This is a genomic window from Flagellimonas lutimaris, assembly GCF_003581615.1.
Taxonomy (GTDB): Bacteria; Bacteroidota; Bacteroidia; order Flavobacteriales; family Flavobacteriaceae; genus Flagellimonas; species Flagellimonas lutimaris.
The window spans coordinates 448,578-460,654 of record NZ_QXFH01000070.1; the positions used below are offsets into that span (position 1 = coordinate 448,578).

Sequence of the window (12,077 nt, forward strand, 5' to 3'; positions counted from 1 at the left end):
AAAATGAAGGGAATCATCTTGGCAGGAGGAACAGGCAGCAGATTGCACCCACTTACCCTTTCGGTAAGCAAGCAGTTGATGCCTATCTACGACAAGCCAATGATTTATTATCCACTTTCAACATTAATGTACGCCAGAATCAGGGAAATATTGATTATTTCCACACCTAAGGATTTGCCATTGTTTAAAGAGCTATTGGGCGATGGACAAAAGTATGGTTGTTCCTTTTCTTATACGGTTCAAGAATCTCCGAATGGACTGGCAGAAGCATTTATTATAGGCGAAGAGTTTATAGGTGATGATAAAGTTGCCCTTATTTTGGGAGATAACATCTTTTACGGCGCAGGGTTATCCAAATTATTGCAAAGCAATAACAACCCAAATGGTGGAATTATTTATGCATATAGAGTGAATGATCCACAGCGATATGGCGTAGTAGAGTTTGATGAAAAAGGAAAGGCCATTAGCATAGAAGAAAAGCCAAAGAAGCCCAAATCGAACTATGTGGTGCCGGGGATTTACTTTTACGACAATGAAGTCATCTCAATCGCCAAAAGCATACATCCTAGCGCAAGGGGCGAATTAGAGATTACTGATGTGAACAAAGAATATTTAAAAAGAGGTAAGCTTCATGTGAGTATTCTAGACCGAGGCACAGCTTGGCTGGATACGGGGACATTCCAGGCCCTAATGCAGGCCTCACAATTTATTGAAGTAATAGAGGACCGACAGGGATTGGTGGTCGGTTCCATAGAAGTAGCAGCTTTGGAGATGGGGTATATCGACCAAGGGCAGTTCAAAGAATTGGCAAAACCATTGATGAAGAGCGGGTATGGTGAACGTTTATTGGGAATTTTGAACAAAGGGAAATGATAAAGGCAACAGAGACTAAGTTAAAGGGATGTTTTATCATAGAGCCTACAATTTATGAAGATGAACGGGGCTATTTTTTTGAGAGTTATAATCACAGGGATTTTTGCAAGGCCATAGGCCAAGAAGTAATTTTTGTTCAGGATAACCAGTCCTACTCCAAAAAAGGAGTACTTCGAGGATTGCACTATCAGAAGGGTGAGTATGCCCAAGCTAAACTGGTTTCAGTATTGGAGGGTAGAATTCAGGATGTAGTGGTTGATTTGCGTAAAGATTCTCCTACCTTTGCGCAGTATTTTTCGATTGAGTTGAGTGGCGAAAACAAAAAACAATTGTTTGCGCCAAGAGGGTTTGCACATGGTTTTTTAACCTTGAGTGACTCAGCAACAGTTTTTTATAAGTGTGATAATTATTACAATATGAAGGAGGAAGGTGGAATTCTGTTTGATGATAACGAATTGGGCATTAAATGGAGCGTCTCAAAAAAGGACATATCTATTTCCAAAAAAGATGTAATGTTGCCTTCTTTCAATTGTCTTAAATAGAACATGCCTTTGTAATGAACTTTTAAAATCCGTAAAATTAATGTTTGACATAAAACTTAAGAGTGGTAAGAGTTTTAAATGTGATGAATCCTCAACAATTTTGGATGCAGCCAAGAATTCAGGAGTGCTTTTAGAGCATAGCTGTATGACAGCTAGATGCAGAAGTTGTTTGGTTCGGGTTTTAAAGGGAGATGTCGATGATGTATTAGAAGACAATGTTCTGACGAACGACGAAAAGAAAAATGGATGGGTTCTTACGTGCAATACAAAACCAAAATCTGATCTTATATTAAATGTGGAAGATTTGGGAGGATATAATATAGTTGAACCAAGAACCTTGCCATGCAAAATTAATAATATTGATAAAGTGTCCGATGACATTATAAAATTGGTTGTTCGACTCGCACCCAATGCAAATTTTAAATTTTTGGAAGGTCAATATGTGAATCTTATCAAAGGAAGTATCAATAGAAGTTATTCAATTGCCAATGCCAACGGAGAAAGCAACCAATTGGAGTTTATAATAAAAAACTATGATAATGGTGTTATGAGTGATTATTGGTTCAATCAGGCAAAAAAAGACGATCTTATTCGGTTGTTTGGCCCTTTGGGGACATTTTTTTTAAGGGACAAGGATTATAGAAAAGTTATATTTCTGGCAACTGGGACAGGAATTGCACCGGTTATTGCTATTTTAGAACAGTTGGGTAAATCAAAAAGTCTCAAAGAAAAAATTTTGGTGTTTTGGGGGGGTAGGTTTGAAAACCAGCTTTTCTTGGATAGCCTGCCTGTTGTAGGTGATGATTTTTATAAAGTTGTTTCAAGACCTAACAACGAGTGGACAGGAAAAACAGGATATGTACAAGATGTTTTAGCGGATTTATTGAATGACTTGACCAATTGTGGAGTATATGCCTGTGGGTCAAATGATATGATTAAGTCAGCTAAAAAATTGTTGACCGAGATAGGTTTGAAAGAAGAAGATTTTTATTCAGACGCATTTGTAAGCTCTAATTAAATATATAAATGAAAGCAGTAATATTGGCAGGAGGCCTAGGAACAAGACTAAGTGAGGAAACAGTGTCAAAACCAAAGCCGATGGTTGAAATTGGCGGCAAACCAATTTTGTGGCATATTATGAAAATATATTCATTTTATGGTGTTAATGATTTTATCATTTGTTGCGGATATAAAGGTTATGTGATAAAAGAATATTTTGCCAATTATTTTTTACACCAATCGGATGTCACATTTAATATGAAGGACAATCAAATGATAGTACATGAAAAAAGAGCCGAACCGTGGACAGTTACTTTAGTGGATACAGGCGACGAGTCAATGACAGGGGGACGATTAAAAAGAGTCAAAAGGTATATTGAAAATGAAAAGAGTTTTTGTTTCACTTATGGGGACGGGGTTGCCAATGTAGATATAAATGAATTGATAAAGTATCACGAATCACATGGTAAAGAGGCCACCTTGACAGCAGTTTACCCTCCCGGAAGATTTGGCGCCCTTGATATCCAGGACGGACAGGTGCTTAAATTTCAGGAAAAGCCAAAAGGTGATGGAGCCTTGATCAATGGAGGGTTTTTTGTGTTGACCCCCAATGTAATAGACAGGATAGATGGTGATTACTCCATATGGGAACAGGAGCCCCTAAAGAGTTTGGCCAAGGATGGGGAGTTAATGTCATACAAGCACGATAATTTTTGGCAACCGATGGACACCCTTAGGGACAAACACTATTTGGAAAATCTGTGGGAATCTAACAATGCGCCGTGGAAATTATGGAAGGATTAAAAGGACATGTACAGCCCTTATTTTGGAAAAATAAGCGTGTGTTTTTAACTGGGCACACAGGCTTTAAAGGCAGTTGGTTATCGATGTGGCTTCATTCCATGGGAGCGATTGTAAAAGGATATGCGCTTGAACCCAACACATCTCCCTCTCTATTTGAAAAAGTTTCCTTGGATAGTTTAATCGAATCTGAGATTGGTGATATTAGGGACTTGGAAAATCTGAGAAATAGTATGAAGGACTTTAATCCTGAAATTTTGATACATATGGCAGCCCAACCTTTGGTTCGATTGTCATATCAAGAGCCGGTGGAAACATATGCGACCAACGTTATGGGCACCGTGAATGTTTTAGAATCTGCTAGGTCTTGTAAAAATTTGAGAGCCATCGTTTCCGTAACCACGGATAAATGCTACGAAAATATGGAATGGGAATGGGGCTATCGGGAAAACGAGCCCATGGGGGGCCATGATCCCTACAGCAACAGTAAAGGCTGTGCCGAATTAGTGACCTCCGCATATAGAAATTCTTTTTTTAGTGATACGGATAGCGCTTTTTTGGCTTCCGCCAGAGCAGGAAATGTTATTGGTGGTGGTGATTGGGCCAATGATCGTTTGATCCCCGATATTTTAAGGGCTTTTGAAAAAAATCAACCTGTAATTATTAGAAACCCAAAATCGACAAGGCCATGGCAGCATGTACTAGAACCATTATCTGGTTATTTGGTATTGGCACAGTATCTATATATAGAGGGCAAAGGTTATGATGAAGCATGGAATTTTGGACCCAAAGATGAAGATTGTAGGCCCGTAAGTTGGATTTTGGACAAAATGGTTTCGCATTGGGGCGAAGATGCCAATTGGAAATTGGATAGTGACAAGAACCCACATGAAGCCAATTTTTTAAAGTTGGATTGTTCCAAAGCAAAAACTAGGCTTAAATGGGAGCCTAAATGGAACCTGGACCATACTTTAAATTTAATAATCAATTGGCATAGAGGATGGATGTCCTCGGAGAATATGTACGAGCATTGTTTAATCGAAATTGAAGATTATTTAAAAAATTGAAATGAAAGAAACACTCACCAAAACGGAACAATTAAGATTAGAGATTGCAAAACTGGTCGCCGAATTTGCGGAAGAAAAATATAAACCATCGAATTTTGAACCGGGTACTTCAGTTATACCACCATCCGGAAAAGTTCTGGGTAAAGAGGAGCTGGTGAACATGGTAGAAGCTTCACTTGATGGTTGGTTAACAACAGGAAGATTCAATGAACAATTTGAAAAGAAATTAGCTAGTTTTCTAGGGGTGAAACACTGTTTGTCGGTAAATTCAGGTTCATCGGCCAATTTGGTTGCTTTTTCTACACTAACATCGTCAAAACTGGGAGATAGGGCCATTAAAAAAGGAGATGAGGTAATAGGTGTGGCAGCAGGGTTTCCAACTACGGTCAACCCAATAGTTCAATTTGGTGCCGTTCCTGTTTTTGTTGATGTCAATTTGGAGACCCACAATATTAATGCAGACCTAATTGAGGCTGCAATTACACCCAAGACCAAAGCGATCATGTTGGCACATACACTGGGAAATCCATTTGATTTAAAAAAGGTAAAAGAGTTATGTGATAAATATAATTTATGGTTGGTCGAAGATACTTGTGATGCCCTTGGCGCCAAATATGACGGCCAATTGTGTGGCACATTTGGAGATATTGCCACGGTCAGTTTTTATCCGGCCCATCACATCACAATGGGGGAAGGTGGTGCGGTTTTTACAAACAACTCAGAACTTAAAATGATTGCAGAGTCCTTTAGAGATTGGGGTAGGGATTGCTATTGCGCGCCAGGGTGCGATAACACTTGCGGATGTAGGTTCGAACAACAACACGGAGACCTGCCTTATGGGTACGATCATAAATATGTTTATTCACATTCTGGGTACAATCTAAAAATAACCGATATGCAGGCGGCTTGTGGTTTGGCACAGATTGACAAGGCTCAAGGTTTTATAAACAAAAGGATTGCAAATTTTGAACACCTTCACAATAGGCTTCAATCTTTGACAGAATTTTTGCAATTGCCTGTGTCCACGCCCAATAGTCAACCCTCATGGTTTGGTTTTCCGATAACACTAAAAGAAAAGGCAGGGGTTGAGCGTGTAGACCTATTGCGGTTTTTGGATGACAACAAAATAGGTTCAAGGTTGTTGTTTGCTGGAAATTTAACCAAACAACCCTATTTTAAAGACATTGAATATCGTGTTGTTGGAGATTTGACCAATACTGATATAACCATGAACCGCACCTTTTGGATAGGCATTTATCCAGCTCTAGGAAAGGAACATTTTGAATTTATAGGAGAAAAATTGGAGGAGTTTTTTGGACTTAATTTTTAAAAATGAAAAGTATATTGATTACTGGGGCAAATGGATTTTTAGGAAGCCACCTTGTTGTTGAATTAAGCAAAGAATTTAATGTCATTGGTTTGGTGAGAAGTACTCAAAGCATAAACCGAATTAAAAACCAGTCAATCAAGATCTATTCTTCAGAAGATCCATTGGAAAAAATATTTAAGGAAAACAAAATTTTTGCAGTAATCCATACTGCCACAGTGTATAAGAAAAAAAACGATTCAATTATTCCTCTTTTTAAAACAAATATTGAATTGCCGGTTCGGCTGGCGGAGCTTTGTAATAGTTATAAGGTAAAGGCATTTTTAAATACAGACAGCTTTTTTAACAGCAGTACTTATTCGTACTCATACCTTTCAGAATATACGCTTACCAAAAAACATACATCGGAGTGGCTTAATTTACTTTCAAAAACAAATGTGTTTAAACTGGTTAACTTAAAACTTTTTCATATGTATGGAGAAACGGACTCTGAGTCCAAATTTGTTCCCAGTCTAGTATCCCAGATTACAAAAGGTTCAGAAGCAATAAAGATGACCAAAGGTGAACAAACCAGAGATTTCATATATATTAAAGATGTTGTCAGTGCTTATAGACAAGTTTTGTGTTCCATTGAGGAACTTTCCCATTATGAGGAATTTGATGTTGGAACTGGAGTGGAAACAAGTATCAAGGAATTCACAAATTTGACTAAAGCAATTTTAGAATGCGAAACAAAAATCTTATTCGGAGCAATTCCCTATCGAGAAGGAGAAATAATGAAATCGAAAGCCGAGACCATCAAACTTTGTAAATTAGGTTGGAAACCATCTTTCAGCTTAGAAAAGGGTTTAAAGGAATATCTATCGTAATGAAAAACCTCATATATGTTTATAGCGGAATACAACCTGGAAAAAAAGGGGCGGGAAATTTTGTCTCGTACTTTCTTGGGCAACTTCAAGCTAAAAGGATTGAGTATAAACTAATTTCTTACCACACTCCTGAGGGGTTTTTGGTAAAACTAGCCAAAAGACTCGGTGCCATTGCAGCATTAAAACAGATGTATTATTTGTTGGCGCAAAATATTTCAAAGAGTAAAAATAGAACCAAAGGTGAAAAGGTAGTTTTGTTTCACCCTCAATCAATCGGGTTGGACATTTGTATTGAAATCATCAAATCAAATCAGGTTTACCTTTATGTCCTCGACAATTTTCTTTTTTGCAAGAAATCATATAATTACTTAGAAGGAACAAAACCGTGCGTATTGTGTATAAATGATTCTGAAGCACACAAAAAGATAGGATGCAAATTTTTTCCCAATCCGCAAGAACAGGATTTATATGATTTGTTTCTTCAGACGATTCAAAGAAATCTTTCGAGCATACATTTTTTGATACAAAATAAAAATCAGGGGTTATTGCTTAAAAAAAAATTTGGCCCGAGCATATCCTTAAATGAGGTAGGAATGTTAATCGATTTAGAAGAAAAGAAGGAAGTAACCGAACCTGACGCAGAACAACAATACGATTTTTTGTATCATAACACCCTATCTGGTGCAAAAGGGCTTAATTTCTTTTTAGATGTTGCCAAAGTTTTAAAGGAGTATAGGTTTGTTGTGCCGTATTCAAAATCGGAGGTAAGGAAGGTGATTCCTGATTTGGAAGATTTAAAGAATGTAAAATTTCTTTCGTTAACATGGGAAAGTGGGCTATCGCTTATTTTGGAAAGCTGTAAAGTTGTTATCAATCCGTCACTTTGGTCTTCACCTGTTGAAGGAGCATTGCTAAAATCAATTCATCATAATGGTTGCGTTGCCGTAGTGCCATCGGAGTATTCTTTTTCCGCAGAGCTTCCCTCAGATGTTCTGATAAAATTGTCAACATCTCCTGCAGAAGCTGCCCAAATGTTGAAGGAGGTATTGGAAAAAGAAGGAATGACAAACAGCTATAGGATAAAATCTAAATCATGGTTGGATATTTATATGAAGAAGGTAGAATCTTCATTACAATCTTTCATTGAAGAAGAGTTTATTTAAGTAAATACCTAGTTAGCTTTCAATGAAAAATTCAGCTAAATTTTAGACATTTTTATTCGAAAGGAATTTGTGACTAAAATTATTTGAATACAAAACAGCGGCATTAATATCTTGGAAAGAGGCTTGAATGGCCTACAGGAAAAAGGGTAAAAAAACTAGCATTTTGATCATGTTCTCTTATATGCAAGACAAAATCTATAATCTTTTCGAGAACCTTAAGTTGGAAAAAAAATGTAGTAAACTCCAGAAAACTTTCCTTGTAGATAAAACACTGTTAGTGAATTTATTAATATATAAATGATAAAAAAAATTCTTCAAAAAAATGAAAACAAAGTAATTGCTAAGAACTATTTTTTTCTTGTTTTACTACAAGCGGCAAATTATGTGCTTCCTTTATTAACCCTACCTTATTTAGTCAGAGTATTGGGGGCGGAAAGATATGGTTTGGTTATGTTCGCCCAATCTTTAGCAATATTTTTTAATGTATTTGTGGATTTCGGTTTTAGTTTAAGTGGAACTAGAGAAATTTCACTACAACGAAATAATAAATCCAAACTCTCCAAAATTTTTTGGGGGATAATTCTAATAAAATTGGTGTTAATTGTTATTAGCTTTTTTATCATCATCACTATTGTATACAACTTTGATAGGTTTAGCAATGATGTGGAATTATATTTATTAAGCTTTGGAATGGTTGTTGGCCAGGCTCTTTTTCCCGTTTGGTTCTTTCAAGGTATAGAAAAAATGAAATTTATTACTTATATTAACATTTTCTCAAAAGTTGTTTTTACGTTACTTGTTTTTCTGTTGATCAAACAAACAGAAGATTATAAATTAGTTCCCTTATTCAATTCTTTGGGGTATATTTTGGGAGGATTGTTCGGGCTTTTCTTTAGCTTGAAGTATATTAATTTTAGGAAACCAGGATTTTCATTGATAAAAAGTCTTTTGAGAGACAGTTTTAAGTTATTCGTCTCAAACTTTGCAATTAGTCTATACACGGCTTCCAATGTTTTTATTTTAGGATTGTTTGCAGGAAATACCATTGTTGGGGTTTATTCAAGCTTTGAAAAACTTATTATAGCTATTAAAAATGGCTTTATCCCTATTTATCAAGCCATATTTCCATGGCTTTCCAAACAACCGAACAAGGCAAAAATTATTGCTAAAATCACTCCTTTTATTGTTTTCATTGGTATGGTTATATCAACGGTCATATTCATTTTTGGAACTCAGATAATAGAAATTATTTATAGTGATTCATTAATCTCAAGCTATTCAGGTGTATTTAAAATTTTGGGACTGATTGCCCTTTTTTCGGGCTGGAACATGCTCTATAATACCCTTTATTTTCCTTCGACCAAAGAATATGGAACCAGAATGAAGATTTTGATTACTGGAGGTATTTTAAATATTCTTTTCGGAGTTGTTGTGGCAAAACTATATGGTATATTTGGTATGGCTTATGTTGTGGTCAGTACCGAATTACTATTGCTCATATTGGGTAGATATTATTATAAGAAGAAGAAAAAGAAGGAATTTGAAAGTCAAATAACCTAGTAAAGAACAAATTACTGAATTGAAGTTTTCGTTGAACTCCATAGTTGCCAAACTGACGACTGCACTTGTTTTTTTTATAAACCCTCTTAGTGGTATAGTTATGGAGGGTTACTTTAGTTTTGGAAAAAAGAAGGTATCTTCTTTTTTGGTCATATTGATTTCAACATTTTTAGGATTTTTGAATACAACAAAGAAGTATGAGTCAGATTTGTTGACTTACTTCAACGAATTCCAATTGGCCGCGGATTTATCCTTTTTTGAGTACTTGTCTTCCTTCGGTAAAGACCCCATTTTTTATGGTGCAATGTATTTTTTTCATTGGGTTGGAAATTTTCAAATTTTCATTTTCTTTTTTACATTCCTTTCGTATTATTTCTTCTTAAAGGCAATACGACTTTTCTATCAGAAAACTGCAAATGATAAGGAAGTATTCTTTGCGATATTATTTGCGACACTTTTTTTTGAGATCTTTAGTTTATCAGCACATTTAGTGCGTCAGTTTTTGGCATTTTCAATCCTACTTTATTATTTGGTCAACAAGGTGATTTTAGAAAAGAATAAATGGGGTTACCTAATTGTTGCAGTTTTTACGCATACCACAATGTTGTTTTTTTTACCCCTTATTTTTTTTCCTGCCGTAGGAAAAAAAATTAATATACAAAGGGGCTTGGCAATTATAATAGTCTTAGCAATTGTTATTAGAACATATCAAGATTTGGCGATTTGGTATTTACAAACCACCAGCTCCAGTAACATATTAACATATTTAATGGAGCGATTGAGTCAGAAATCCATTTCTGATGGTATTGATGTACCAAAGGTTTTAATTGGTTTTAATATTTTGGTTTTGGTTTTGGCCTTATTAATGAATTATGTCATTAAGAAAAAAGACCTCTATCATTTTAACAACTGTATAATATTTGTCACCCTTCTGGTCTTGCTCACAGCAGAGTCACATCCTTTGTTATCATATAGATATGGATATTTGGCGTATACATTTTCTGCTTTTCTCGTTCCTTTTTTTACTAGTAGAAAATTTGTTGGAAGCATGATAAGTATTATTATTAAATCATTGGTGACATTGGTATTATTGGTGAATTTTGTTGTAAAACTTGAAAATGGCGTATGGGAATATATTCCGATGGATAAGCTTATTTTTAAGACAACGTTAAATTATTTTTTTTGAAATGAACACACAAAACCCTAGTCAAAAAGGCGAAAGTAATTGTGCGCCGATTTGCTTATTTGTATACAATAGGTTGGAAGAAACAAAGATTACTTTAGAGGAACTAAGAAATAACTATTTGGCCCCTATGAGTGATTTATTTATTTTTTCAGATGGTCCCAAAAGTGAATTTGACAATGATAGTGTCAATGATGTGAGAGAGTTTATTTCAAACATAGGCGGTTTCAGGTCGGTTAAAATAATTGAGCAAAAAGAAAATCTAGGACTTGCCAAATCTATAATAAATGGAGTAACAAGAATTGTTAATGAATATGGAGCTGTAATTGTAATAGAGGATGATATTAAGACGTCTAAAAATTTCCTCAACTTTCTTAATCAAGGATTAGATTTTTATCGAAGAAATGACAGGATTCAATCTATTTCTGGTTACACAATGCCCTTAAAAGGATTAAATAAATTAGAAAAAGATTTCTACTATGGCTTAAGGGCATCAAGTTGGGGGTGGGCAACATGGAAACATGTCTGGAATAAAATTGATTGGGACGTAAATGATTATGATGAATTTAAAAAAAATGAGTCACAAAGAAGAAGTTTTAATGAATTAGGGAGTGACATGGCTTATATGTTGAAGAATAAGATGACGGGAAGAATAGACTCTTGGGCAATAGTATTTTGTTATGACCAATGGAAAAATCAAAGATTTACAGTTTACCCTAAAGAATCTAAGGTTGAAAATATCGGTTTCTCCGAGAAAGCCTCGAACACTCAATTTGTAGTTAAGGAATATATTGCCAAAATTGACAAATCAAATAAAGAGACTTTTGTGTTTGATAAAAATATAGAACTCAACAAAACACTTTTAAAACAATTTTCAAAAAACTATTCAATACCTGTCAGATTAAAAAATAAGATTTTACGACTTATTGGTTAACGAGACTTAAATGGATAAGAATGTAAAGACTTCCAATGGATAAAAAAAACCTACTTGGTTATGATGTGCTGGTCACTTCTCTAAATACCGTCAAATTCGATAATAAATGTGTGGTTAATACCATAAATATCCATAGCTATGCGGTAGCAAAAAAGGATAAATTATTTAAGAATGCACTGTTATCTGGTGAAATCTTAATCCCAGATGGGATTGGAATTGTTTATGCAAGTAAAATCTTGAGCGGAAAAAAAATCAAGAAAATTGCGGGCTATGACGCATTTATTTTTCTTATGGAAAAATTGGAGAAGGAAAAAGGGTCCTGCTTTTTTCTTGGATCATCTGAAAACACACTTCAAAGAATAGTGGACCGGTCTAAAAAGGATTATCCGAACGTTACAGTGAACACCTATTCTCCACCTTTTAAAAAAGTTTTTGATGAAAGTGATAATGGAGCGATGGTAAATGCTGTTAATAAGGTTAATCCAGATGTGCTCTTTGTTGGCATGACTGCTCCAAAACAGGAAAAATGGGTTTTTGTCCATAAAGAAAACCTCGAAGCTGACATTATTTGCTCCATAGGGGCAGTTTTTGATTTTTACGCAGGAACAATTGAAAGACCTTCCAAAATTTGGATAGACCTTGGTTTGGAGTGGTTTATAAGATTTTTGCAAAACCCTAGAAAAATGTTTCCCAGGGTTTTCGTGTCAACTCCTATTTTTATGAAAGATTTATTATTGGAAAAATTAAGAGCAAACTAAA

The 12,077-nt window shown here is 35.2% G+C and carries 12 protein-coding genes; all 12 read left to right on the plus strand.

The window, feature by feature from the left end; genetic code table 11:
- Positions 1-3 precede the first annotated feature (3 nt).
- The 12 genes from rfbA (at position 4) to D2V08_RS06435 (ending at position 12,076) form a co-directional block, all read left to right on the plus strand.
- Positions 4-873, plus strand: coding sequence for a glucose-1-phosphate thymidylyltransferase RfbA (gene rfbA / locus D2V08_RS06380; protein WP_119607217.1), 870 nt, complete (start codon positions 4-6; stop codon positions 871-873).
- Positions 873-1,415 (plus strand): dTDP-4-dehydrorhamnose 3,5-epimerase, encoded by a 543-nt coding sequence (gene rfbC, locus D2V08_RS06385; RefSeq protein ID WP_439108276.1) that lies wholly within the window; start codon positions 873-875, stop codon positions 1,413-1,415. The genes rfbA and rfbC overlap by 1 nt, the downstream gene beginning before the upstream one ends.
- 40 nt (positions 1,416-1,455) lie before the next feature.
- On the plus strand, positions 1,456-2,433 hold the full coding sequence (locus D2V08_RS06390; RefSeq protein ID WP_119607219.1) for a 2Fe-2S iron-sulfur cluster-binding protein: 978 nt from the start codon (positions 1,456-1,458) through the stop codon (positions 2,431-2,433).
- Between the two features lie 8 nt (positions 2,434-2,441).
- Complete coding sequence (rfbF, locus tag D2V08_RS06395; protein WP_119607220.1) at positions 2,442-3,218, plus strand: glucose-1-phosphate cytidylyltransferase; 777 nt, start codon at positions 2,442-2,444, stop codon at positions 3,216-3,218.
- Positions 3,206-4,282 (plus strand): CDP-glucose 4,6-dehydratase, encoded by a 1,077-nt coding sequence (gene rfbG / locus D2V08_RS06400; protein ID WP_119607731.1) that lies wholly within the window; start codon positions 3,206-3,208, stop codon positions 4,280-4,282. The genes rfbF and rfbG overlap by 13 nt, the downstream gene beginning before the upstream one ends.
- Position 4,283: 1 nt before the next feature.
- Positions 4,284-5,612, plus strand: a complete 1,329-nt coding sequence (gene rfbH / locus D2V08_RS06405; RefSeq protein WP_119607221.1) for a lipopolysaccharide biosynthesis protein RfbH — start codon at positions 4,284-4,286, stop codon at positions 5,610-5,612.
- A 2-nt stretch (positions 5,613-5,614) separates the two neighbouring features.
- Positions 5,615-6,478: an NAD-dependent epimerase/dehydratase family protein gene (locus tag D2V08_RS06410; RefSeq protein WP_119607222.1), complete on the plus strand. Its 864-nt coding sequence runs from the start codon at positions 5,615-5,617 to the stop codon at positions 6,476-6,478.
- Between the two features lie 593 nt (positions 6,479-7,071).
- Positions 7,072-7,641 (plus strand): glycosyltransferase, encoded by a 570-nt coding sequence (locus D2V08_RS17210; protein ID WP_147374074.1) that lies wholly within the window; start codon positions 7,072-7,074, stop codon positions 7,639-7,641.
- A gap of 297 nt (positions 7,642-7,938) precedes the next feature.
- Positions 7,939-9,201 carry an oligosaccharide flippase family protein gene (locus D2V08_RS06420; protein ID WP_119607224.1) on the plus strand — a complete coding sequence of 421 codons (1,263 nt, stop codon included), beginning with the start codon at positions 7,939-7,941 and terminating at the stop codon, positions 9,199-9,201.
- A 19-nt stretch (positions 9,202-9,220) separates the two neighbouring features.
- On the plus strand, positions 9,221-10,387 hold the full coding sequence (locus D2V08_RS06425) for an EpsG family protein (RefSeq protein ID WP_147374075.1): 1,167 nt from the start codon (positions 9,221-9,223) through the stop codon (positions 10,385-10,387).
- Between the two features lies 1 nt (position 10,388).
- Positions 10,389-11,318, plus strand: a complete 930-nt coding sequence (locus D2V08_RS06430; protein WP_182835498.1) for a sugar transferase — start codon at positions 10,389-10,391, stop codon at positions 11,316-11,318.
- A gap of 35 nt (positions 11,319-11,353) precedes the next feature.
- Positions 11,354-12,076, plus strand: coding sequence for a WecB/TagA/CpsF family glycosyltransferase (locus tag D2V08_RS06435; protein ID WP_119607226.1), 723 nt, complete (start codon positions 11,354-11,356; stop codon positions 12,074-12,076).
- The last annotated feature ends 1 nt before the right edge of the window (position 12,077 follow it).

Coding starts and splice junctions, on each gene's coding strand:
- D2V08_RS06430 (WP_182835498.1), top strand. CDS start 10,389: ATGAACACACAAAACCCTAGTCAAAAAGGCGAAAGTAATTGTGCGCCG.
- rfbH (WP_119607221.1), top strand. CDS start 4,284: ATGAAAGAAACACTCACCAAAACGGAACAATTAAGATTAGAGATTGCA.
- rfbF (WP_119607220.1), top strand. CDS start 2,442: ATGAAAGCAGTAATATTGGCAGGAGGCCTAGGAACAAGACTAAGTGAG.
- D2V08_RS17210 (WP_147374074.1), top strand. CDS start 7,072: ATGTTAATCGATTTAGAAGAAAAGAAGGAAGTAACCGAACCTGACGCA.
- rfbA (WP_119607217.1), top strand. CDS start 4: ATGAAGGGAATCATCTTGGCAGGAGGAACAGGCAGCAGATTGCACCCA.
- rfbG (WP_119607731.1), top strand. CDS start 3,206: ATGGAAGGATTAAAAGGACATGTACAGCCCTTATTTTGGAAAAATAAG.
- D2V08_RS06410 (WP_119607222.1), top strand. CDS start 5,615: ATGAAAAGTATATTGATTACTGGGGCAAATGGATTTTTAGGAAGCCAC.
- D2V08_RS06390 (WP_119607219.1), top strand. CDS start 1,456: ATGTTTGACATAAAACTTAAGAGTGGTAAGAGTTTTAAATGTGATGAA.
- D2V08_RS06420 (WP_119607224.1), top strand. CDS start 7,939: ATGATAAAAAAAATTCTTCAAAAAAATGAAAACAAAGTAATTGCTAAG.
- D2V08_RS06435 (WP_119607226.1), top strand. CDS start 11,354: ATGGATAAAAAAAACCTACTTGGTTATGATGTGCTGGTCACTTCTCTA.